Genomic DNA, 24,986 nt, shown 5'->3' on the forward strand with positions numbered 1-24,986 from the left:
ATCAATAATACGGAAGTGTTTCACTCTTAAAACGCTCCAAATCTATAGCTTCCGTAAAATAACTTCCAAATTTCCCGGAAAGGTACGGATCCCTGAATTTCACAATTGTATATCCACTGTCGTAACAAACAATCTCTATCTCTGCATTAGGGTGTTGTATATTTCCATTTTTCCAGATCAGGGGATTACCTTCAGCAAATGGCAAATTATTTTCATCTATCGCCGGCTCAAAAGAACCAGGTATCCCCAAAATGACGCCCCAATATATTTGCAAATCGGCAGCGAGCAATCGCTGAAATTCGTTTTCGGACAATAAAAAATAATCCTCATCATGATTTACCGGCAACGCAAGTGCTTCAACCGAACCTGATGTATTATATTCTAAATCCGATATCAACCAGTTAAACTGTTCCAAGTCTTCTAAAATGGGCAACAAAACCTCATTCAAATAGGTATGGCCCGAAAGCCTGACACAACGCCTTATAATCCAATTCATGTTTATTGTTTAGTACCTCCCTACCCCATCAACTCCTTCATCAACTTATCAAAAGCCTCCTTCATTTCGGCAAGTTCAAGCTCCAGTTTGGCTACACGCGCTTCAAGACCACTTGATGAGCGACCACCGGTCTCTTCTATTTCCTCGTCGTCATTAATATCAGGAGTACCGGCCAGTAAATGCGCGTAACGCTGTTCCTTTTGACCGGGGCGTTTGGGGAGTTGTACGATATAAGGCATAGCCGGATCGGCCAGTTTTTCCAGCATTTCCTGGACTTCTTCTATCGATTCAAATTCGTACAACCTGCCCGAGTTGGTGTTTAACTCACCTGGCGTTTGCGGCCCCCGTAGTATCAGCAGGCAAATTAAAGCCACCTCGGCCGGTATTACCGGGAAAACGATGGCAAAGTTATGCTTGTACTTGATATTACGGATAGATCCGCCGGTTGCTGTCGAAATTAGTCCGCGCCTTTTAAGGGTATTCAGTGCTTCGGTCACAATGGCTTCATCGTAATTCACTACCGGCTTGCGGGAGGTTTTCTGGTTACAGGCAGCGGTTAACCCGTTAAGGGTCATGGGGTAATAATCTGGTGTGGTTTTGCTTTTTTCCATCAGCGAGCCAAGCACACGCAGTTCGGCGGCATCAAGTACGGGTAAAGTTTGCGGTGAATCCATGGCTAAATATAAGCAGGTTTTTATAAGTGCAAAAAAACTTCAGTTTATTTAAAAGATTAGGCAAGTCAGCAACAAAAACATTCAGTAAATCCGTTACTTTGTATCATACATTTGAAGTGATGGCTTTTAGCTTTCGGCCTTCAGTTTTTGGCTCAAAAACATGTCTTTATTTATTACATCACTAAATTCGGGAAGTAATGGCAATTGCTATTATGTGGGGAACGATCAGGAGGCTATTTTGGTTGATGCAGGTATATCATGCCGCGAAACCGAAAAACGCATGGCCCGCCTGGGCCTGCCCATGAGCAAGGTAAAAGCCATTTTTGTATCCCATGAACATTCCGACCATATCCGGGGCATACCGGTACTGGCCAAAAAATTTAATTTGCCTGTATATATCACGCCCGGCACCCTGCTTCATTTAGGAAACACTGTAGATGCCAAACTAATCCACCACCTGCACGAGTTTGAAACGGTTACCATTGGCCAGCTGGAAGTAACATCCTTCCCCAAAGAGCATGATGCATCGGAGCCTCATAGTTTTATAGTTAGTTGCCGCGACATTAAAGTTGGCGTATTTACCGACCTTGGCATTGTTTGCGACAGGCTTATCCGCTATTTCAGCCAATGCCACGCCGCTTTTTTAGAGGCTAATTACGATGAGGTTATGCTGGATACAGGCGGATACCCCTATCACCTTAAAAGGCGTATCCGCGGTGGTAAGGGTCACCTGAGTAACAAGCAGGCGCTGGCACTATTTACGACACATCGCCCGGCACATATGACGCATTTGCTGCTGTCGCACCTGTCCAAAAACAACAACGATCCAAAACTGGTGGAGGAGCTTTTTAACGCCTGCGCCGATGGTGTTCACATTGTTGTAGCTTCAAGGCATGAGGAGACCCCTGTCTATCTTATTGATGGCAACCCGGGTAAAACACTGGAAGTTTTAGGGCAGCTTGATTTAGGCTTTAATTAATCACCGGCCCTATCCTGCATAAATATGGTACTTAGTATTTCGTAGAGTTCGGGATGTTTGTGCTTAAGTTCGGTTGGCTTTTGAAAAAAATATTCGGCTACTACCGCAAAAAATTCAGCTTCGTTGGTAATTGCATAGGGATTGATATCTGATTTACCTGCTTCAATTTTATGAATTTCCTGGTGTATCATCTTTAGCCAGGGCAATACATATTCGTGAGCCAGCAGGTTTTCGGGTACACCGTCGGTAGCGCCATCGCTTTTATCCAGCAGGTGCACAAATTCATGGATAGCGGTATTCTCCTTCCCTGCCGATTTGGAAAAGCCCTTGATAAGCGCCGCCCGCGATAATATCATCTGCCCGTTCATATAACCGCTGCCTACCATACCTAATATATTCCTGCTCCCGCCTTCAAACTGAAACTCACCATCAAAGGTATCCGGGTATAATATTACATTGGTTAAGTTGCGGTATTCCCAATCTTTAAAACCAAATATGGGAATCACGGCACTTGAAGCTATCATCACTCTGTCGATGTCATCAACCACAGTTCCCACACCTTCTATGGTGATGCCCGATAAAAAGCTATTTACTTTTTGCTCAAACAATAGCTTGCCCGTATCGTCTAATTCCCGGTAAAACGATATGTTTTGCAACAAAACAGGTTTGTAATCGGTATTGGCAACAATGCCGGCCGATTTTGATTTGTTGTTTTTTAAAATGAAATAGCCGATCAGTGCTAAAACGATAAAGCCAATTATTATAAAAGCCATGTGGTAAATGTGAGGATTAAATAAAGTAAAACAACAGCGCGACCAATGCGGCTATAAATGTATTTAAAAAGTTAACAGCATTATTGCCGATGATGTTCTTGCGCTCCAGCAATGCCCCCAATACCGAATCACTTAAATTCCCTGCGGTACCTGCTATAATTATCGAAATCAGGTTCAAATCCCGGCCAAAACCAATGCCATAAATTAAGGCTATTACGCAGCTTCCTGCAATACCAATCAATGATCCTTCCACGCTTATTACGCCGTCCAATCCCCGTTGATCGGGTTTTAGCGTGATAACATTGAAAAACCTTGTACCATAAACTGTCCCCAGTTCAGATGATAAGGTATCGGCCGTGGCCGAGGCAAAACCTGCAGCCATCATCAGTGTAAATAAATGACTATGCCGGGGATAAAATAACACCAGGATGCCAATAATAGCCGGTACGCCTGCATTGGCCAATACCTGCCCGGTTGTTCGCCCGCTTTTGTGTTCTTCAGCTATGGCAAACGCCTGCTTTTTATTTTGTTGCCAGGATGTAGCGGCCGATCCTAAAATAAAAAAGCTGGTCATCATTGCTATACCTGTAAACCCTGCACCTGTAAAAACCAGGTAAGCCACTACCCCACCGGTTAAAGCAGCGGCAACGGTTAGCTTTTTGGCTATAACGCTATAGCTTACGCCGGCGATAATAATGGCGGCCAATAAAGCATTACTATTAAACATAATTGCCAAAGGTTTTTATTGTATAAGTAAAGCAGTTTTTTTATGGCGATAAAAATTCTTATTTCACTGCCGGCTGTTAACTGCTTCTTCAAAATCTTCTTTAATGAACGCCCATTCCTTCCCTTTGAGGCAAATAGGATCAAAATCTTCATCCGCTTGCCCGAAGTCAGTAAAGTTTTTGGTGATGAGTTCTTCATCATGTGTCCATTCATATCCCGTAGCGTGTAACGCTATCATTTGGTTAATCGAATATTGTTCGAGCAACTCATGAAGGTCCCAAAAGTCCTTCTTCCTGCCGCCCCGTCGCACTACGTCGACCTTCATTGCGATGATTTCTTCAACAGAGGCTAAACGAATGCCGTCGCTTTCGATTAACTCCCCGAAAAACGGCTCACTGGCATAGTAAATATCCACTTTGACGATATTATCTTTATTCTCGCCGATGAGATACGACTTGCCGAATACAGGATCACTTCCAAAATCGCCGCTTACATAAGGAAAGCTGTTTCTCAAATATTCCTCTATTTTGTTGTAATTTATTTTGCCGTAGTTACCGGCATCAGTAAATAAATCAATGTCTACCGACATTCGGTGGCCTAAATATAAGCTAAGGGCCGTGCCGCCAACCAACCGATGGTCTTTTAATACATCAGCTTGCATTAAGGTAGCCAGGGTTTGTTTAAGCTGTACGGATACCGTATTCCAATGGAGCATTAGCTGGATTTTTTTCTTAAAAATGAAGGATCTGGACGATTGGGCTTAATCTCATTTATAACAGCATATGTACTATCAATGCCGTAAAACCGTTGTATCTCCTTTTTCTCGTCTTCATTACCACGTTCCCACACACGCCGGATAACGGCGTTTTTCTGCCGTTGCCAGTCAATTTTGTCAAAATCAGTGTCCCAAAACAATATCCTGCGGAGCCTGGATATATCAGGACGATTAATAATCCCGATCTTATATTTAACCAATGTAGTATCGTACATAGCTTGTAAAATAGCCATCGTGCTCTCTTCCAAACCAAGTGCGTTGTCTATTTTAAAGGCTACTTCGGGCGTCATTTTCCTTTTACCTTTTATAATCGCATTTAATGTTTGAGCAGGTAGCTTAATATCCCTGGCAAAAGCTGTTTGCTTTAGCTTTTTCTTTTTCAGCTCCCGGTCCAGAATTACGCCAGGATTAATTCCACGATATTTTTCGATCCATTTCTCCATCTTCAAAAATAAACAGATTTGTTTATAATTCCAATTTTTATATAATACGTACCTTATGATCAGGGTGACAAATCTGTAGCGTTTCATATTAATCTACCTTAACTGCAAATACAAGTATTCGTAATTGAGTATGTTGCATGTGCCGAAGATACGAGAGGACGTATGGAGGGTGTTTTTTATGGTTTTGAAATTTCTTTTAATTTAGCATGAGTTTTCCATCATTTCCCAAAATGGTAAAATGTCTTAAAAAAGGTCGAAAATTTGTTACTCATTTGTTGCTCAGAACTCATAACTTTCCGATATTCCATAGTGTAAATCGTTTCTGTACCGGTAATTAGGCGGTCAATTGCTATTTTTGCCACAGCATGAAAGATATTTTAGGCCAGGCCATACATCATCATTACCATAAAAAAGCATCCCATAAATTGTGGATTAATAACCAATATGGCCCAAAAGAGGAAATGCCTATTGAAACCTATTTTAGGGATGAGGATGATATGCCCGATATTGAATGGCTTGCCCTGAATGAATGCCGCGGCGAAGTATTGGATATTGGAGCAGGCGCCGGCAGCCACGCCCTTGTGCTACAAGAACGCGGCTTTGATGTAACCGCATTGGAAATTTCTGCCTTAGCTGTAGATGTGATGCAGGCTCGCGGTGTTAAAAAAGTTGTAACCGCCGATATTTTTGAATACAACGATCATAAATACGACACCTTGTTACTGCTTATGAATGGTATTGGCCTAACAGGTACTTTATCCAACTTAAAAACTTTCCTGCAGCATACAAAATTGCTGCTTAATAAAGGAGGGCAATTACTTTTTGATTCATCGGATATTGCTTACCTATACGAAGGAACCTTGCCCGATACCGGCAAATACTACGGTGAACTTAGCTATCAGTATCAATACAATCGCCAAACATCCGAATGGTTTCCATGGCTTTATATAGACGAGAAAACGTTAACGACAATTGCCAATGAAGCCGGTTATGATATGGAAGTTTTACTGGAAGATGAATATCAGCAATACCTGGTGAGGCTAACGGTAGCATAGGTGTGCTCAAATCAGATCCTTGACCTTGCCGTTATAATTATCCATATACTCCCTTGGCGATTTACCGGTCACCGAACGGAATACCCGGTTAAAATTGGTAATGCTTTTAAAGCCACATTGATAAGCCGCCGCCGAAATGCTTTCAACTTTATTAGCATTTAATATCTTACAGGCTTCGTTGATACGCACTTCGTTTAAAAAAGTGACAAATGTGTTACCCGTATGCTTTTTAAAATACCTGCAAAACGATTCTGACGTCATAAAGGCGGCTTTAGATACATCCTCTAGGGTTATAGGCTCCGTGTAGTTTTGCATAATGTAATTGTAAATATTACCTATCCGAATCCCTTCGTTTTCGGTAATCCCCGGTAAATTACCATAGGATGATAGCGGCTGCAGCTGTTCGTTTATCTCGCTTAAACCTTTCATCAGGTTTATAAATTGGATAAGTTGCTCCGCGCCTGTGGCATCTCTTAAGGCAGTCATATTAATTATAGCCTTTTCCGTATCAGGCAAGGGTACCTTAAATCCTTGCTGATGGTGCTGTATAAATAGCTTAAACGCCCTCATTTCCGGCAGCTCAAACAGCGGCGTTAATATTCCTTCGGGGTTAAAAAAAATACTTAGCGCGCTTATTGCATCTTCAGTTTCATTTTCAAAATATTCGGGATTGCTTTTAAACAGGTGCGGCAGGTTAGCGCCTATCAAAAAAACGTCGCCGGGCGTAAAATGATGCATGTTATTACCGGCTATAAGCGTACCCTCTCCTTTTTGTATCCAGGTGATTTGTGCTTCTTTATGCCGGTGCAGGTAAGGGTAAAAATAAGGCAGGCTAAACTGGTCGGCAATTACGCTTTTATCGTGAGGTACAGGAATGGTAAACTGTAAAACTTTCATTTGCAATTGCCTATTAACAAGCAAATATTATCATAAAAAAGCTTATTTTTCAAATCGACAGGCTAATATTTGTCAAATACTACCAAAATAAGACAAAAAAATCCCCCGACTGATTATAAAGCCGGGGGATTGTTAAGCTATACCCTATTGTTAAAAGTGTAATGCAAGTTTGGTAAACATCCTCATGCCGTTAAAACCCATTTGTACAGCATCAAAAGGACCGCCCGATTCACTATCACCCCATGATGATTGATGAGCGCCTTCTGTAACAGCCAGATCAGGGTGTACATTAAATATGTTATCTACACCAACTGTCCATGAAATTTGTTTTGATATTTTATAAGATACGTATATATCGGTAGTAGCTTTTCCGTGAAAAACAAAGTTTTCGGGAACAACGCCTTTGCCGTTATCCAAATCAACATAGGGGTCCCAACCATTACCCGATGCAGAAGTATTAGCGCCACCTGGGCCATCAGGGTTGGCGCCTGGTAGGCTGCTATAGCCAAAGCCTTGGGTGGTCAGTTTACCATAATAGGTAATATGGCTACCGGCGGCAAATTTACCATATCCGTATTCAAGCCCTAAGGAGAATTTTTCGGCGGGGGCTGAAGCCTTTAAAAAGGCCGCTTCCCTTGTGCTAAAGTATGCTTGCTGGTGTGCATAAGTATCATTCAGCGCGGCCGGGATATTAACCTTATTAATAGTTATCCCTTGAATGTTACCTGCAAATAAAGCGGTAAATTTATTTTTACCCCACGATTTGCGATAATCTAATACAATGTCGATACCCCTGTTGGTTGTATTGACAGCATTGGTAAAAAAGTTGGCATTTGATACATTATTAGCTATAAGGTAGTCTTTTAGTGCAGCTACCGAGGTATCAAAAGCACCTGTAATTACTATCCTGTTTTTAATTTTAATAAGATAACCGTCAACTGTAACATTAAAATCATGGGTTGGTTTCCACGTAAAGCCTAAGCTGGTATTGGTTGACGTTTCCTGGGTAAGCTTTGGAATCCCTACCTGGCGGGCGGCATCTGCATAATTTGGAATCAATTTAGCGTAAACCAATTCACCTGCAATAATATTGGTATTGGTATTGCTAAAGTTCATTTGCTGCAGTGAAGGCGCCCTAAAACCTGTGCTAAATGATCCCCTTATATTGAAGTTGTCGCTTACTTTATAGCGGGATGCCAATTTAAATGTGCTTACCCCGCCAAAATCCGAGTAATGTTCAAACCGGGCTGCACCATCAACCAGCCAATCTTTGGTTACATCTAAAGTGCCTTCAATATAAGCAGCTTCATTTGTTCTGTTGGCTGTGGTTGCATCAGTTGGCTGATAACCGGGATACCCTTCGGAACCGGAAGCTTTAGGAACACCGTTTAACAAAGCTCCGCCATTTCTGTAGGAGTCGGGCTCACCGGCGTATAGTTTATAGCGCTCATACCTGTACTCTCCGCCAAATGACAACGTAAAGCCTTGAGCCACACGCTCAAAATGTTTGGTTACATCTAAATTGGCTGTGTTTTGTAAAAAGTTGAATCCGCCATCATTAAACCTGGTTTTGGTGTATTGTTCTGGTAAGGGCAATGACGCATTAAAGGTTTTGTTACCCCAATAATGAAAGTCATTGTAACCTGTATTATTACTCAAATCCCAATCCCAGCCATCTCCTATTGTGCCTTTGAAGCCCAACGCAGCCGACATATCCTTTATATAAACATCCTCCTGGGGGTTATAATATACGTTGGCAGTATCCAAAGCCCCCGGCGTAGGGTCAAAAACACGCATAATGCCGGGTACAAATATCAGCTTCCCGTTTTCGTCGGTAGGGAATTTAATGTGATTACTTGAACTGCTCCACCGGCGTGTCCAGGCATAAACATTGGAGTGTTTATAGTTATAGCCGCCAAAAGAGTAGAAAGTAGTTTTGGTGCCGGCAAGCGGGATTTCCATATTGTACATTCCACCGCCAGACTTTACCGAGCCATCGCCAAAGGCCCTTCGCCAGGCATCAACACCCAGGGCCTTGGGGTTGGTTGACCAGTTGGTATCAGGCGCAGCCCTAAAAGTTTTGCCCTGATCCATAAAGTTACCTCCAAAATTGATAAAACCACCGTTTTTGCCAATAGCCAATCCATAGTCCATTCCTAAAGTGAACGTTTTACCGTCAACTTGCGACCCTGTATAATATTGGGTTGGGTCAACATTGTTCAGCGTATTGTATTTATGGTCATAATAACCACTACCACCTATGTTGACATTCAGCGTACCGATATCTTTTCTCAAAACAATGTTAACAACACCCGCTATGGCATCTGAGCCGTATTGTGCCGAAGCACCATCACGCAAAATCTCTACCCTGTCAATAGCCGCTTCGGGTATGGCATTTAAATCGGTACCGCTATTACCGCGGCCTCGGGTACCTACCTGGTTTACGAAAGCCGACAAGTGACGGCGCTTGCCATTGATGAGTACCAACGTTTGATCGAAGCCAAGGCCCCGCAAACTGGCAAAGTCAATAGCATCGGATCCGTCGCCGCCGCTTTGTTTGTTGTAGTTAAATGAAGGTACGGCCTGGTTTAGCTGGCTCATCAAATCGGGCTTAGCGGTAGTTTCGCCTATCTGGTTCATCCTAAGCACATCAACAGGTACGGGCGAATCCAGCTTAGTACGGCCACCGCCGCGGCTTCCTACCACTACTACCTCTTTCAACCCTTCGGCCGAAGCGGCAAGATCCATATTCAATATCTTTGCTTCGCCTGCCGCAAGCTGAACAGACACTGTTTTCTTTTCAAGCCCTATAGCCGAAAAACTAACCTGGTAACTACCTGCTTTTAAAGTTAAACTATACTTACCATCTGCATCTGTGATGGTACCAGTGCCTGTAGGTACTACTTTAACGGTGCCGGCCATTACCGGCTGGCCCCCACTTGTAACAGTTCCCGTTAGCTTTTGGGCAAAAACCGGCAGACAGGCCAGTAAAAATGCTCCGAAAAGGAAAAAATGTAATTTTAAATTCATGATTTGTTTGATTGGATTTGATTTTCAAGTTAATTATCCAACAAATTAGCATTAAATTATCAAACAATCAATAAAATAGCCAAATTAACGATCAAACAATCAATAAAATTTATAATTAATTGAAAATTTACCAAATAAAATTGCAATCACGTGTTTTTGTGTAATTTTTTTGATAAATAATTAAAAAATTATTCAATATTCACCAATTTTATTTGTTTTAAAAGGAATTTATAATCGTAAAATGTCAAAAAAAACATTATTGCTCTAATTTAATTGATTTAAATCAAAAAAAAATAATTAAAAATTCATGATTAAATTTATTTGGTGTATTTATTACACTAATTTTACTAACCACTTAAATTCTCCAGATTGCCACGATGTTGGGATGTTATTAAAATGATTAATTTTCATAACTTTATATCAATCCATACAAACCTAAAAGTGTAAGTTCTGTAATAATGTAGATGCCAGTAGTTTGGCGGTGAATATTTCTGCCGGCTTATATAAGTTATGTTGCCTAAATCAATCGCAATCAAATGAAAAAAAGCATTGTTTTTTTACTGATAATATTACCCTTCACTTGCCTGGCGCAGGTAAACATATCGGGCAGGATTATTAACCAGGCCAACGGCGAGCCTGTAGGTAGCGCCAGTATTTTCTTAAGCGACGCCACCATCGGTACAAAAACTTCAAACGACGGGAGCTTTACTTTAAATAAAGTTAAAACCGGTAAGTATAACCTGGTAGTGTCTATCATCGGTTTTGAAAGCTACCACCAGGTTATTATAGTCAACAATATAGGGATCACACTGCCTGATATCCACATTATTCCTAAAACCATCAGTTTGATGGAGGTAAAAATAAAGCCGCAAAACGATGCCAGCCGGCAACGCAACCTCCAGTTATTTATAAATGAGTTTATAGGCACATCTGCATTGGCCAGGGAGTGTAAACTCATTAACCCGGATATGCTGGATGTTGACTTTGATGAAACCACCAATACATTAACGGCATCGTCTGTTGATTTCCTGGTTATTGAAAACCGTGCCCTGGGCTATAGACTAAAATACCTGCTCGCAGACTTTTATAATAACCGCAATTATTACGGCAGCTTTAAAACACATTTTGAAGGTTCCGTGCTTTTCGAGGAAATAAAAGGTACACCGGCCGAGGAAAAACGATGGAAAAAAAACAGGGAGGAGGTTTATGAAAACTCGCCGATGCATTTTTTACGTTCGGTTATTACCAACCAGGTTGAAGAGGAAGGTTTCAGGGTATTCCAATATGCTAATGAACCAAATCCGGAACGCCCTGCTGATGATTTGATAGCGGCTAAAATAAACCAGTTTACAAAGCTGAAGACAGGAGGCAACAAACGCTATACCGATTCGCTCTCCTATTGGATTAAAAAATCCAAACTGGATAAAACCTATCTTAACCTCAGAAACTTTTTCCTTAATCAATCGGATATTTTAAAGCCGACTGATGTAACCAAAATGTACGCGCTTAATTGCGAAATGGATGGCTTACACATAACCTATAATAAAGACCGCCATTTTAGTAAAAGCGGGGCATTAAATCACCTGAACGAGTTTTATAATACAGAAACCTCCCTGATTACTTTTAACACACCCTATGCATTGGTTGATAATAACGGCGGCCTGGTTGATCCTAATAGTTTATCGTATAGCGGCGCGTGGACCCATTACCGTGTTGCCGAACTGTTACCTGTTGATTATGAACCGCTACAGCGCGCACCAGCTGCGCCAACAGCTGTTTTAGCCGAAGAAGCTATGGCCAAATTAAAAAACTACGCCGAAATTCATATCAATGAAAAAGCATACCTGCATTTTGACAAACCATATTATGCGGCCGGCGACACGGTTTACTTTAAGGCCTATATAACCCAAGGCGACAATAATGAACCAACCAGGACAAGCGGTGTATTACACGTCGACTTTATCAATACAACTGATAAGATTGACCGGTCAATCAAATTAAAAATTGCCGATGGTGTAGCCTGGGGCGATATCGCACTTCCTGATTCATTGCCAAAAGGAAACTATAGGATAAGAGCCTACACTAACTGGATGCGTAACGATGTCGACGACAATTATTTTGAGCAGACGATACCAATTGGATCAACCAATGAAACCAGGGTATTTGAAAATAGTACTGCTAAAAAATTAAATGATATTAATGTGCAGGCCGATATTCAGTTTTTCCCCGAAGGAGGCCGGCTAATTAACGGCGTAAAAAGTAAAATAGCCTTTAAGGCAATATTGCCATCTGGCCTGGGCGGGAATATTACCGGCGAAGTGCTCGATAATGATGACAAAAAGGTTACAGAGTTTACATCAGTACATTTAGGGATGGGATATTTTTACCTTACACCACAACAAGGCAAAACCTATAAGGCAAAGGTAGCCCATGACAACGGGGCAGCAAGCACAATAAACCTGCCCATTGCCGAAAAAAAAGGGATTGTATTATCAATTGATAATGATTCGATACCTAAAGCTACTGCCCGGATAGAAGCAAGCAAAGCTTATTTCGAGGAACATAAAAACCAGTATTACACATTGCTTATTTGGTCGGGCGGTGTAATTACGCCGATAGCCTGCAGGTTGGATAAACCCGTTGTGGAGTTAGATATTTTAAAACGAAAATTGCACACCGGGATAGCCAAAGTCACCCTTTTTTCCATTGAAAATGAACCATTGGCCGAACGGCTGATTTTTGTACAAAACTATAACCGATTAAGCCTAACTGTAAACACAGACAAGACCAACTATCTTAAACGAGAGCAGGTGAACATCAGCGTAAACGTACAAAACAGGACTGGTGATGCTGCAGAAGGACATTTTTCTGTTGCTGTAACTGATGCAGAAAAAGTAAAGATTGATGAAAATGATCAAAACTCGATATTTGCAGGCTTGTTGTTAACCAGCGATCTTAAGGGTTATATAGAACAGCCCAACTACTATTTTAACCAAATTAACGCCGAAACCACAGCCAACCTGGATTTGGTAATGCTAACCCACGGATACCGTCGTTTTGAATGGAAACCGATATTGACAAATACCTATCCGCAGATGGCTTATCAGCCCGAAAGCGGGTTGAGTATAAGCGGAATAGTAAAAAACATATGGGGAAATCCCGTTAATAAGGGCCTTGTATCGCTTTTACCACGCGGCGGCGGGCAAACAGTTGACCAGCAAACTGGAAGTGATGGCAGTTTTAGTTTTAATAATTTAATGTTTAATGATAGTACCCGCTTCATTTTACAGGCGGTAACCGCAAAAAAAGGCGACAACACAGTACTTACCTTTAAAAATGACCTGCCCGGGCCAATTGTGATGGCGAATAATCCCGGCAACAAAAATGGGACTGGCGACCTGATGACCGCTTATATTGATAACAGCAAAAGACAACGGGAAGGCGCCTCGAAATTCAATAACAAAACAATCAACCTCAAAGAGGTAAAAATAAAAACTATAAAAAGAAATGATAATTATCGGTCATCGGCTTTAGGCGGGCCGGGCGGTGCAGATATCGTAATACGTCGCGAAGAACTGGAACGATTAAACCTGGATATCGGGAATGTGATGCTACAAAAGTTTCATGGCCATACAGCCGGGTACGTTCTTGTTGATGGTGTACCGGGAATGAACCCTACCGACCTGAATATACGAGATATTGAAACTATCGAATTATTTTACGGGCCTTCGGCCGCCATTTATGGGGTACAAGGCGGCCATGGTGTATTGGTAATAACAACCAGGCAAGGAGGGGGATTACAGGCCAAGGACATTCCATCAAAAGGGATTCTTCCCATAACTGTTGCCGGTTTTTACAAAGCGCGCGCGTTTTATAACCCGAAGTATGATGGACCCGCAACTAACCAACCCGATTTACGCAGTACCATTTATTGGAACCCCGAAGTTATTACCGGCAAAGATGGCAAAGCAAATTTTAGTTTTTTTAATGCGGACGGAACCGGCAAATACCGTGTAATTATTGAAGGTATTGATAACGATGGCAATATAGGCAGGCAGGTGTATACGTATTTGGTAAATTGATACCCTAACCAAAATGTAGCAACCGATAATCGCCGGCAACTCAACAAGCAAAACTGCTCCCCTACCTGTCTGGCTATCAATTCCATCAGCATAACTTTGCCTGCGGTTAATTATGCATGTACACTCCTTAGTGTCCATCCTAAACTTTACGTTATGGGTCAACATTTAACCAAAACCATAAATATAGACAGACGTAAAATTCAAAATCAAAAGTTTTATAAAAATTTTAAAAAGAACTAAAATGTTTTTAATATTCTATGATAATTCCATGAAAACAAGTATTTTAATGGCCGGTAATTAAATCGCAAAATCACAATGAACCAGCTCCCTAAACGCCTTTTATCTATTGATGTCCTACGTGCCGTCACTATGTTATTGATGATATTTGTTAATGACGCCAGCGGTGTAAAGCACATTCCCGAATGGATAGACCACGCAAGCGGTAAAGCCGACGCGATGGGTTTTGCAGATACCATTTTCCCGGCGTTTTTGTTCATTGTAGGGCTTTCGTTGCCTTTTGCTATTAAAAACAGGTTGAATAAGGGCGATTCTTTTTCATCAATATTAACCTATATACTTACCCGCAGCGCTGCACTGATTATTATGGGCTTTTTTCATGTAAATCTGGAAAACTATGCCCTTACAGCAGGCATTATACCCCAGGCGCTATGGGCTATATTAATAACCATCGGTTTCTTCCTCATTTGGCTGGATTATCCCGAAACAATGGCTCCAAAAAAACGGTACACATTTATAGGCGCCGGGATTTTGCTGCTCATCGTTATGGCTGTTATCTATAAAGGAGGCGAAGACGGTGTAATACAGAGCATGCGCCCTTATTGGTGGGGTATTTTGGGCATTATAGGCTGGGCTTACCTGGTATGCGCGCTGGTATATCTTTTGGCCAAAGGAAAAATGAATATCCTGGTGATTGTATTACTCACTTTTGTAGCTATAAATATTGCCAGGCACGCCGGTGTTTTCAAATTTAAAATTCCGGTACTGGGCGATGCATCGGCAGTGTGTTTGGTAATGGGCGGCGTTATGATCTCTGAAATTTATGCGCTGCTTATATCAAAAAACAAAACGCAATTATTGTGGGTAATATTTGGCACAACCGGATTGCTACTAATTGTATTAGGCTTAGTAATCCGACCATATGCCGATGGAATCTCAAAAATACGTTCAACCCCAGCCTGGATCTTTATATGCAGCGGCATTACCATATTGGTTTTTGAATTGATGATTTTCCTGGTAGATGTTAAAGGTAAAAAGAATTGGTTTAAACTGATATGGCCTGCAGGTACCAGCACGCTTACCTGTTACCTGATGCCCTACTTCCAGGTGTATATATTAAAGCTTTTTCACCTAAAATATCCCGATATATTTAACAACGGGGCCTTAGGGCTGGCGCGTTCAATGGCTACCGGGTTTATACTGATTGCCCTGGTTGGTTTAATGGAAAAGAAGCGTTTACGCCTTAAAATTTGAAGTCCTGAGCCTAAAGTTCTAAGTCCTAAGTCGGAATTCTTGAATTGAAAATGATAATTTAAAATTCGCCTTTTACTTAAGGCTATTGACTTCAGAATTAGGACTTAAGACTTACTACTTAACACCCGCAGCCCAGAAAATAGCGTTTGCAACCAACTTCACCCAGGCCGGGTTATCCAGTAAGTTTGGTGAATGGCCCATGAAAATATAAACGTTGCGCGCCTTAACATGCTCATTAGTCCACACCACGGGGTGATCGCCCATTTTAACATCACCTTGTGGATCGTAGGTTGATTCATCAACACTTGCCAGTACGTGTACATTGGGCCGGGGGCTTTTATCATAGGTATACCACTCCTCCTGTTCAATCCGGAAGGATGCAGGGATGTCCTTCATAACCGGGTGCTGCTTATCCTCCATATTTACAGTGCCTTTGGCAAATGTTCCTATATAGTTTTTCCAGCTGATACCACCCATAAAATCCGAAAACCATTGCCATTCGTGAAATCCGTCAAACTCGCCCAGCAAGGTGGCATGATGAAAACCAACCCATCCGCCCCTGCCTTCGGTAATATATTTTTTAAAAGCGGCAGCGGCACTATCCGGCCAGCCATAGGGTACATAATCCAGTTGCAAAAACAACTGGTAATGGCTTAAAAATTCATCATTAATTTTATCAGGCTTTTGAATATAATCTATACTGAACCCCTTTTCGGCAGCCAGTTTATCCAGCCAAACCATAGCGCGTTTTGAAAACGCTATGTGGTGGCCGCCATTCTCATACAGCGCCAGTACCTTAAAATGTTTTGGCTGGGCTTTTAAATTAACCGGGGCTAAAAGCACCGATACAATGAGGAATAGTATTTTTTTCATGAAGGTTGTTATATGCTAATCCGGAAACTTGTAGAAAAAAGGCATTTTATTATCATCTCTTTTTCACCATTCAGGGCTTTTTAAATTCATCGTACAGAACAAACTATGTGTTTAATTTGCAAACGCATCCAATGCCGCTGTAGGTTTGCCCGCGGTATCAAAGGCGCCTAAACCATAGCCCTGCCAGTTGTTATAGGCTTCGGGCTCCCAGTAAAAAACACCTTTACCGCTGCTTCCATTTACAGATTTTACCTTGCTGATAATATCCGACAGAAAAGCTTTTGCTTCGGCCGGTGCGCCGGCTTCCATCCCAACTTCAACCACCATAACCGGGGTTGAATAACGGGAAACCATATCGTTCATATTGGTTAAACACTGCGAATCCAAAGTAGCCCAATTTGTTTTGGATGGATATAAAGACATACCGATGATATCCCATTTGGCACCGTTAGCCTTCAACCCGTCAAACATCCAACGGAAGAGGCCATTATCATAACCGTTTGAAATATGTACAATTACCTGGGTGGTTGGGCTCACTTCTTTAACAGCGGCATAACCGCTTTTAACCAAAGTGGCAAAATTGGCCATGTTTTTTGAGGCGCGGCCATCTTCCCAAAGCATGCCGTCGTTGGTTTCGTTACCAACCTGTACCCATACCGGGGTGATACCGTTATCTTTAAGCGTATTCATAACGCTTTTGGTATAATCATGCAGGGTCGAAGTCAGCGTGGTAAAATCGAGCGCGGCCCAGGCAGCTGGTTTAGTTTGTTTACCCGGATCGGCCCACCAATCGCTATAATGAAAATCAATCATGATATTAAAGCCCTGGGCTTTGGCACGCAACGCCTTAGCTACAACATCGGCAGTGTTACAATAACCGTTTGTTGGATTAACCCAGGCACGCAACCTTATGGCATTAAATCCGAGGCTTTTTAACAGGGCGAACAAATCTTGCTGAGTGCCCGATTTATCATAAAACTTAATGCCTTTAGCTTCCATTTCGGTAGCCCAGCTGATGTCGGCCCCTTTGGCAATCACAACTGGCGGATCAACCACCACCGGCTCAGGCGTTGATTTTGTTTTGGAGCAGGAAAAATTTAAAAAGGATATCAGCAACAAGCATGAGCACAGCACCTTCTTCATCTGGAATAATTTATAATGGGTAAACAAATATAATGCTAAAAGCTGAAAGCCTAAGGCATAAAGCTTTTAACAGGCTTCAAAAACAGGAAGCAGGTATTGAAAAGCCGGCATACGCCAAATTCTCAATACCTGCTTCGGTAACTTTTATTCCCAGGCTTTGTGCTTTAAGTCTTCTGCTTTTGGCTCAAATTATAGTTTACCGGTTCTTGACGGAACGGTGCTTGCCGATACATAATTAAAGCTCTGCGTTTGATCGCCAACCATAATCTTGAACTCACCCGCTTCGGTAACGGTTTTACTTATATCGTTCACAAAGGCGAGGTCTTTCGGGGTTATTTTAAACGATACCGTTTTTGTTTCGCCGGGTTTTAACAAGATCTTATCATACGCCCTTAAACGTTTGGTATCTGGCGCAATGCTGGCATACTGCTGACTGGTATACAACAATACCGATTCCCTACCCTCTACCTGGCCTGTATTTTTAACATCAACAGTAATTGTCAAGGTTTCGTTATCCTTTAACTCGGGTTTGCTGACGTGCAGGTTATTGTAACTAAACGTGGTATAGCTTAAGCCGGTACCAAACTCGTATAAAGGATTGTAACCGTGTTTATCATCAGGGTTACCGTTCTCCAGGTTTTTACGGTAGTAGTTATTTAAAGCGTTAGGGAAACGCGGATACGTTATCGGCAATTTACCCGAGGGGTTTACATCGCCAAACAATACGCTTGCTATAGCATCGCCGCCCTCGTTGCCGGGTAAATAAGCCATCAGCGTAGCTGCCGAAAGTTTCTCGGCATCGGTAACTATCCTTGGGCGACCTTCGGCCAGCACCAGTATCACGGGCTTGCCTGTTTTTGCCAATGCCTGTGCCAATTGAATTTGGGCAGGCGGAAGATTCAGGTCTTCAATATTACCAACGTTTTCGGTATAAGATAGTTCGCCAAGGCAAAGCACAATTACATCTGCTTTTTTAGCGGCATTAACAGCCTCGTCGATGTTTTGCAGGCTGTCAAAACCAGCGCCAGGCTCATAGCTTACATTGTTTTTTCCGATTTTTTGCTGGATAGCCTCCAATATGGTGTTCTTATTAGCGGCAAATTTGTCCGATTCATCTCCTTGCCACGTATAGCTCCATCCCCCATCTAATGAGCGCATGGTATTGGCCGTAGGGCCTGTTACCAGCACTTTCATGTCTTTTTTAAGCGGCAACACGTTGTTATTGTTTTTAAGCAGCGTGATGGCCTCATTTGCGGCCTGTACGCTTGCCATGCGGTATTCTTCCGATCCGAATTTTGGATAATCAGTGGGGTTGCCAACCGGGCGTTCAAATAAGCCCAGTTCGTACTTAACTTTCAGTATACGGTGTACAGCTTCATTGATGCGGGCCATAGGTACTTTGCCTTCTTTCACCAACTCAACCAGGTAAGTGAAAAAAGTATAGTCGTAAGGCACCATACTCATATCCACACCGGCGTTAACCGCAATCATCACTGCATCCTTTTGGGTGGCGGCTACATGATGCCGATCATGCAGGTATTGAATATCGCGCCAGTCGGTAACTGCTATGCCATCGAAGTGCAGTTCGCCGCGCAGTACATCGGTAAGCAGGTATTTGCTGGCATGTACCGGTACACCATTAATCTCGCCCGAATTGATCATCAGGGTTTTAGCACCTGCCTTCACCGCTTCGGCAAACGAAGGTAAAAAGTATTCGCGCATATAGCGGTCGGGAATCCAGGCCGGGGTACGGTCTTTACCACTTAAAGGGAAGCTATAACCCAGGTAATGCTTCATACAGGCAGCTACGTGGTATTTATCACCAACATCATTACCCTGGTAGCCTTTTATAATGGCTGCACCCATTGTTTTAACTAAATAAGGATCTTCGCCAAAAGTTTCATAAATACGCGGCCAAAGGGCCGATTTTCCCAAATCGAGCACGGGCGAATAATTCCATGGAATATAGCTGGCGCGGGTTTCATAGGCTGTGATCTCGCCGGCCTTATGAGCAATATCACGGTTAAAAGTAGCTGCCACAGCAATTTCCTGCGGAAAAAGCGTACTGCCTACGGTATAAGTTACACCGTGTATGGCGTCGATACCATAAATAACCGGGATTTTTAAACGGTCCTGGTCGGCAGCTTTTTGGATGGTCGATATTACATCATACCAATGCTCGCGGCTGTAAGCATGGCCGGTTACATTCAAAATTGAACCAACATGGTATTTCATGATGGCCTCTTTTAGTTTATCGGCATCCAGCTCATGATCGGGCGCGTTTGTTTTTGATACTACATCAGAGGTTACCTCGGTCATCTGGCCTACCTTTTCTTCCAACGTCATTTTGGCTATCAGGGCATCTACTTTTTTATCGGTAGCGCTCTCTGCCGGCTTTTTTTGGGCCTGTACCGCCGGGGATATTACATTGAGCAAAATTAAACTTGCTGCTGTTATGTAAATTTTTCGCATTTGTTTGTTGATTTGAATTGAGAGATATCTATTTAGTTGATTTTGTTTTTAGGCTTAACTGATTTTGCAAGGCTTCTATCGCGTTGGCCAGGTAAGCAATCGGTGCATTCCAGTTTATGGTAACCTCGTTGGCGGCATAAGCCTGGGTATCGTCGATGTAAGCTTCGTCAGGTACCTTAGATGGCACTTTGATACCATCCTGCATCCCCGGGTTTGGCCCACCTACCAATAAGCCGGGTATCGGCTCTGTTATCCCATCGCTTGCCGAAGGGCGGTGATGCGGGTGCATAGGCGTTTTAGTACCATACCCGGTTACGTATGAGTACCCGGTAGCATTTCTGCCCAGCAGGTAATCCAAATCGGCCAGCGCGTTATCCAGGTACTTTTTATCGGGTATTAGCCGATAAGCCTGTAATAATAAAACGCCCTGATTTGCCGCATCCGAATTGCTTCCCCAGCCAAAATGCCGGGCCGATAATGTCATGGATGTTTGATAAGCATTATCATCAACGCCCTTAATTAATCCATCTGCGGCATTTATTAATCTTTTTTTGATCTCTGGCAACTCAGCAATACCCGCGTTGTTTTTAAGCAGCGTATAATAGCCTAAGAGCTTTACCTGCCCCCAGGCCGGTACCGGCATTTTATCGTCGGGTAACAGGTTGATATTTTTCAGATAGTCAGAATCACTTGTGGTAACAAACATTTCGGATGCTGCCCAAATAAATTCATCGGTAAAGTTGTTGTCGCCGTACCCTCCGGTGGTTATGGCGGGGTTAAATTTTTTATTATTCTCATCCTGCCGGTAAGCAACATTTGGGTTTTTGACAGCCCATTGCCAGGCGCTTTTCGCGGCCACGATACATGAATCGGCCAGGCCAGGTGTTTGTTGCGGAAATTGCTTAAAAATTCTTGAGGCCTGTGCCATAACCGCAGCAAAATCAAGGGCGGCAGCGGTACCTTTTTGTACCACATACCGGGGCGTGATATCTTTATCCGGCATCTCAAACTTATCAAAAACGGCGTTGGTTAACTTATGGTACACGCCGCCGTCATTTGGATCCTGCATGGTAAGCATCCACCTTAGGTTCCAAAGCACCTCGTTTAGCAGATCGGGTACGCCATTGCCGCTTTCTGGGATATTAAGCTTAACGGTTTTCATGTAAGCCGGAAAATCCTCGTATAATGAAAGCAGGGTACTTGTGCTGATGCCGCTGTTTACCACATATTTATTATAGTCCCCGGCATCGTACCAGCCACGGGGCGACGATATAATAGCATCTGCAGGCCGTTTTTCGCTTGCTGCCGAAGGATGTACTATTACTTTATCATCCGGGTGCCCCCCTGCCCTGCTCCATTTACCGGCATACTTTACCGGCAACGGCGTTGATGCCCGCATAAAGTAATAGGCTTTGATAACTCCTTTTGCTATTTTCTGATGAACGTTACCAGCTATTTTAAATGGATAAGAGCTGCCTGCGCCGGCAACAATCAGCTGGTATTCGCCCGGTTTAGTAAAATCACTAAAATCGGCTATGTAAGTAGTTCTGCCTGCGAAAGACAGATTTACAGAAGGTTTTAAGCTCCCACTGAACACAGTGCGTTTATTGGGCGACTGGATTGTAAACAAACCGCCAGCGCCACTTAAAACGATTGCCTTTTTTATGGCGTTTGGATAAAACCCTATTTGGTTTAACCTTATTGGATTTGACGAGGTATCTTTAGTTTGGGCTGTGCCCGGCTTAACCATAAACAGTAATAAAAATATCCCTGTTAACCTGCCTGCCGAAATTTTGACGCTATTGAAAATTATACTCATTGTATTGCAACCTTTTGCGCGGTTTTGTTGGATAACAAACCGGAATTTAAATATAGGTGTACAATTTACAATAAGTATAATACTATTATTGCCAATTAGCCTGAAAATATAATACTAAAAAGACATGTTTATGATGTATAATGGGACGGGGCCGGTAAATAAAAAAGGCCCGCCGTTGTATGGCAAGCCTTGTGATAATATTGAACAGGGTTTACGCCTTTACAGCGAAAATATTTTATAAGCCAATGAAAGGCTAAAAATGCTAACGCGGGTGTGCGTATAACCCGGGCCATAGCTAATTTTATTCAAACCGCCTTCGTACCTTAAATCAACCGAAAAATCCTTAATATCCACACCAGCGCCAAGTTGAATACCGTAGTTAGCGTCTTTATAGTTTAATTTAGCAACTTCGGCAGCAGCACTACTATAACTTTGATCCCTGTTTACGGTAAAGGAAAAAACGGGGCCGCCATAAAAACGACCGCCTAAGCCCAGCGCGCCAATTTTTGTACCTACAAGCAAGGGCACATCCAAACTTGTGAACTTGGCCTTGTTTTCATTTCCGGCATCGTCCTTAACAGTCAGGTTTTTTGCTGTGGCATACATCTCTGGCTGAAAATTAAAGCCAAGTGCACCAAACCTTGCCCAAACACCTCCTAAATAACCTGCTTGCGAACTGTTATCATACTTTCCATTTGCCGGAAATGCCGAGAAGTTTAAACCAGCTTTAGCGCCAAACGAAAAGCTTGGCACTATTTGGGCAGATGCGATGCCCATGGATAACAGGCAGATACTAAGTGTTAGTAAGATTGTTTTTTTCATTTTCGTAGGGTTAGTTTTAGCCGATAAAATTATTAAAATTACCCAGAAGCAACAAAAGGTAATTTAAGGAGGCCACAAAATAGAAATCCGGTTTATATTACACAGCTATTGCAGTGGCATATAAACCGGACATTGGGATTTAAATTCTGCGATAAAAGTAAAACTTTTTTACAAATCCCAAAACTTTTCAGCTTTTTTTATAACGTTAACTTGCCCTGGTAATAATCTAATATTTTATTATAGATAAAACAATCGTAGCGGGCATTTATCATATTGATTTTTGACCTGTCCAGGTTGTTTTTAGCTAATACAAAATCGTACGAAGTTAGGACTCCATTATTAAAACGAATCTCGGCTATCCTGAATGATTCTGTATAAGCTTTAACCTGATCGGATAGCACGGTATACCTTTCATATGCCGACGTCATGTTCAGGTAAGCCTGTTCTACGTTTTGCTTTAAAACTATCTTGGAGTTACTTTCTACAAACTTCGCTTCTTCCAGGTTTATTTTAGCCAGTTTTACTTTGTTACGGTTTTGAAAATAATTGAGGATGGGGATTTGCAGGTTTAAACTAACCTGGGTGCTATAATTGTTTTTAAACTGATCGTAATAACCAATGCTATGATTGTTGTAGTTGGCCTGGGTAGAGTAAACAGCCTGTTTGGTACCGCCGGCACCATTTACAAAAGCCCCCGTATTTACAGTTGTAGAATCGATAAACGTTGAGCTTTGTGCTGCGCTGGAATAATTAGTAAAAATTCCGGCCCCTAAAGATAGCGTAGGCAGTAATGCGCCTTGCGCTACCTTAACACCTTTTTCGGCACTTTTACTTCTTAGTTCGGCAGCTTTAATGTAAGCCAGTTGCTGTAGTGCAGCATCATATACCTGGTCTGAACTGGCATCTGTTTTCGCAGAAACATCCTGTACAGTTAAGGGTTCCAGTTTAAGGTTCCTATTGTAAGGGATATTTAGCATTTGCATCAGGTTAAGCTTTGAAACTTCTAATGCGTTTTTGGCCGATACCACATTTAATTGATTATCGCCAAGGGTACCCTTTAAGTCGTACAAATCTGATGGTAGTTTATTGGCGCCCTCTTTTTCCAATATATCCAATCGCTCAACCTGCTTTTTTGATACCTCGAGCTGATTAGTTACCTGGCCAAGCAACTCTGCATTATCTAATACCAGAAGGTACGCGGTAATTACATTGATGGTTACCTGATCTTTAGCCTGCTGAAAATCCATTTTGCCTGCCTGATAAGAAAGCGAGGTTTGCTTGATGTTGTTTAAGTTTTGCATCCCGCTAAAAAGCGTAAGAGAACCGTTCAAACTATAATTACCATAAGTAAGTGATTGCGTAACATAGCTGTTTGTAAAAGGGTTAATGTTACGGCCATTATTTATACCATGGTTAACCGAACCATTGATAGCAGGCAGTAAATATTCCTTTGCCTGGTTATAACCAACCTGCAGGCGTTCCATTTGCAGTTCGCTTTTCTTTACGTCGAGATTGTTTTTTATGGCAATATCTACACACTGCCTGATTGAAAGAACAGAATCAGTTTGTGCCTGTACCTGTGTTGCCGACAGTGCTATCAAACCCAGAAATATAAATTTAAAATATCGCATTACTATATGATGATCAGAGTTGTTTTGATGATGCTATTTTACCGTCGAGCAGGTTGATGATGCGCGTACCGTATTCGGCATTTTTTTCGGAGTGGGTTACTTGTATAATGGTTACTTTATCTTCTTTGTTCAGCTTGCGGAAAAGCTCCATGATCTCTTCGCCTTGTTTGGAGTTAAGGTTACCTGTTGGCTCATCGGCTAACAACAATTTTGGTTTGGCAATCAACGCGCGGGCTATGCCAACCAATTGCTGTTGTCCACCTGATAACTGAGCAGGAAAAAGGTCTTTTTTTCCAACTATATTAAATTTATCCAGTATATCAGCAACCATGGCTTTACGTTCGGCGCTTTTGAAATCCTGGTAAATTAGCGGTGTTTCGATATTTTCATAAACAGTAAGCTCATCTATCAGGTGATAAGCCTGGAAAACAAAACCAATATATTGTTTATACAAAGCCGAGCGTTGCTTTTCTTTGAGCTGGTGTACAGCATGGCCTGCAAAATAGTGATAGCCGTCGGTTGGCTCATCCAGCATACCTATAACGTTAAGCAAAGTTGATTTTCCTGATCCTGATGGGCCCATAATAGAAATAAATTCGCCCTCGTCAACCTCAAGGCTCAAATCGTTGAGCACATAATTTTTTAGTCCACTTACCTGGTAGTATTTTGAAATATGCTGTAGTGATAACATTTTTTGTTGTGAATTAATAAGTTGGTGAATTAGTGATTTAAATTTTACTTAACAGCAATAATAATAATCATTTTATCATTCAGGTATCAATAATATACCAAACTTTCAAACAGT

General features: G+C 42.1%; 19 protein-coding genes. 4 read left to right on the top strand and 15 right to left on the bottom strand.

The features are described from left to right. Nucleotide 1: 1 nt before the first annotated feature. Both PQ469_RS13490 and PQ469_RS13495 read right to left on the bottom strand, forming a co-directional pair. Nucleotides 2-496 (bottom strand): hypothetical protein, encoded by a 495-nt coding sequence (locus PQ469_RS13490; protein WP_274213423.1) that lies wholly within the window; start codon nt 494-496, stop codon nt 2-4. A gap of 20 nt (nt 497-516) precedes the next feature. Next, nucleotides 517-1,170, bottom strand: coding sequence for a YceH family protein (locus PQ469_RS13495; protein WP_090651039.1), 654 nt, complete (start codon nt 1,168-1,170; stop codon nt 517-519). Nucleotides 1,171-1,330: 160 nt separating this feature from the next. Here PQ469_RS13495 and PQ469_RS13500 point away from each other — a divergent pair, with 160 nt between their 5' ends. Further along, on the top strand, nt 1,331-2,149 hold the full coding sequence (locus PQ469_RS13500) for an MBL fold metallo-hydrolase (protein WP_090651038.1): 819 nt from the start codon (nt 1,331-1,333) through the stop codon (nt 2,147-2,149). On the opposite strand, the gene PQ469_RS13505 is transcribed toward PQ469_RS13500, so the two are convergent. The 4 genes from PQ469_RS13505 to PQ469_RS13520 all read right to left on the bottom strand — a co-directional run bounded on the left by PQ469_RS13505 (nt 2,146) and on the right by PQ469_RS13520 (nt 4,866). Beyond that, on the bottom strand, nt 2,146-2,922 hold the full coding sequence (locus PQ469_RS13505; protein WP_274213424.1) for a M90 family metallopeptidase: 777 nt from the start codon (nt 2,920-2,922) through the stop codon (nt 2,146-2,148). The genes PQ469_RS13500 and PQ469_RS13505 overlap by 4 nt on opposite strands. Before the next feature lie 16 nt (nt 2,923-2,938). Next, the gene (locus PQ469_RS13510; RefSeq protein ID WP_274213425.1) at nt 2,939-3,649 is read right to left on the bottom strand and encodes a DUF92 domain-containing protein; all 711 of its coding nucleotides are present in this window, start codon (nt 3,647-3,649) and stop codon (nt 2,939-2,941) included. 63 nt (nt 3,650-3,712) lie between these two features. Then, nucleotides 3,713-4,363, bottom strand: coding sequence for a nucleotidyl transferase AbiEii/AbiGii toxin family protein (locus tag PQ469_RS13515; protein WP_274213426.1), 651 nt, complete (start codon nt 4,361-4,363; stop codon nt 3,713-3,715). Then, nucleotides 4,363-4,866 carry a helix-turn-helix transcriptional regulator gene (locus PQ469_RS13520; protein WP_274213427.1) on the bottom strand — a complete coding sequence of 168 codons (504 nt, stop codon included), beginning with the start codon at nt 4,864-4,866 and terminating at the stop codon, nt 4,363-4,365. Before PQ469_RS13520 ends, PQ469_RS13515 begins: the two co-directional genes overlap by 1 nt. A gap of 365 nt (nt 4,867-5,231) precedes the next feature. Between PQ469_RS13520 and PQ469_RS13525 the strand changes: the two genes are divergently transcribed. Continuing rightward, nucleotides 5,232-5,921 (top strand): class I SAM-dependent methyltransferase, encoded by a 690-nt coding sequence (locus tag PQ469_RS13525; RefSeq protein WP_274213428.1) that lies wholly within the window; start codon nt 5,232-5,234, stop codon nt 5,919-5,921. Nucleotides 5,922-5,927: 6 nt separating this feature from the next. On the opposite strand, the gene PQ469_RS13530 is transcribed toward PQ469_RS13525, so the two are convergent. After that, nucleotides 5,928-6,818, bottom strand: coding sequence for an AraC family transcriptional regulator (locus PQ469_RS13530; protein ID WP_274213429.1), 891 nt, complete (start codon nt 6,816-6,818; stop codon nt 5,928-5,930). A gap of 150 nt (nt 6,819-6,968) precedes the next feature. Beyond that, on the bottom strand, nt 6,969-9,848 hold the full coding sequence (locus tag PQ469_RS13535; RefSeq protein WP_274213430.1) for a TonB-dependent receptor: 2,880 nt from the start codon (nt 9,846-9,848) through the stop codon (nt 6,969-6,971). Between the two features lie 536 nt (nt 9,849-10,384). Between PQ469_RS13535 and PQ469_RS13540 the strand changes: the two genes are divergently transcribed. Then, the gene (locus PQ469_RS13540) at nt 10,385-13,930 is read left to right on the top strand and encodes a carboxypeptidase regulatory-like domain-containing protein (RefSeq protein ID WP_274213431.1); all 3,546 of its coding nucleotides are present in this window, start codon (nt 10,385-10,387) and stop codon (nt 13,928-13,930) included. A gap of 315 nt (nt 13,931-14,245) precedes the next feature. Beyond that, nucleotides 14,246-15,421: a DUF5009 domain-containing protein gene (locus PQ469_RS13545; protein ID WP_274213432.1), complete on the top strand. Its 1,176-nt coding sequence runs from the start codon at nt 14,246-14,248 to the stop codon at nt 15,419-15,421. Between the two features lie 114 nt (nt 15,422-15,535). On the opposite strand, the gene PQ469_RS13550 is transcribed toward PQ469_RS13545, so the two are convergent. The 7 genes from PQ469_RS13550 to PQ469_RS13580 form a co-directional block, all read right to left on the bottom strand. Continuing rightward, the gene (locus PQ469_RS13550) at nt 15,536-16,294 is read right to left on the bottom strand and encodes a ThuA domain-containing protein (protein ID WP_274213433.1); all 759 of its coding nucleotides are present in this window, start codon (nt 16,292-16,294) and stop codon (nt 15,536-15,538) included. Nucleotides 16,295-16,405: 111 nt separating this feature from the next. Next, a complete protein-coding gene (locus PQ469_RS13555; RefSeq protein WP_274213434.1) occupies nt 16,406-17,437 on the bottom strand; it encodes a glycoside hydrolase family 53 protein in 1,032 nt (343 codons plus the stop codon). 189 nt (nt 17,438-17,626) lie between these two features. Further along, nucleotides 17,627-19,909: a glycoside hydrolase family 3 N-terminal domain-containing protein gene (locus tag PQ469_RS13560; RefSeq protein ID WP_274213435.1), complete on the bottom strand. Its 2,283-nt coding sequence runs from the start codon at nt 19,907-19,909 to the stop codon at nt 17,627-17,629. A 28-nt stretch (nt 19,910-19,937) separates the two neighbouring features. Beyond that, nucleotides 19,938-21,728: a glycoside hydrolase family 9 protein gene (locus tag PQ469_RS13565; RefSeq protein WP_274213436.1), complete on the bottom strand. Its 1,791-nt coding sequence runs from the start codon at nt 21,726-21,728 to the stop codon at nt 19,938-19,940. A gap of 219 nt (nt 21,729-21,947) precedes the next feature. Next, the gene (locus PQ469_RS13570) at nt 21,948-22,550 is read right to left on the bottom strand and encodes a porin family protein (RefSeq protein WP_090651027.1); all 603 of its coding nucleotides are present in this window, start codon (nt 22,548-22,550) and stop codon (nt 21,948-21,950) included. Nucleotides 22,551-22,747: 197 nt separating this feature from the next. Next, a complete protein-coding gene (locus PQ469_RS13575; RefSeq protein ID WP_274213437.1) occupies nt 22,748-24,181 on the bottom strand; it encodes a TolC family protein in 1,434 nt (477 codons plus the stop codon). A gap of 13 nt (nt 24,182-24,194) precedes the next feature. Continuing rightward, nucleotides 24,195-24,872 (bottom strand): ABC transporter ATP-binding protein, encoded by a 678-nt coding sequence (locus PQ469_RS13580; RefSeq protein WP_090651025.1) that lies wholly within the window; start codon nt 24,870-24,872, stop codon nt 24,195-24,197. Nucleotides 24,873-24,986 lie beyond the last annotated feature (114 nt).

Source organism: Mucilaginibacter sp. KACC 22773, from assembly GCF_028736215.1.
Taxonomy (GTDB): Bacteria; Bacteroidota; Bacteroidia; order Sphingobacteriales; family Sphingobacteriaceae; genus Mucilaginibacter.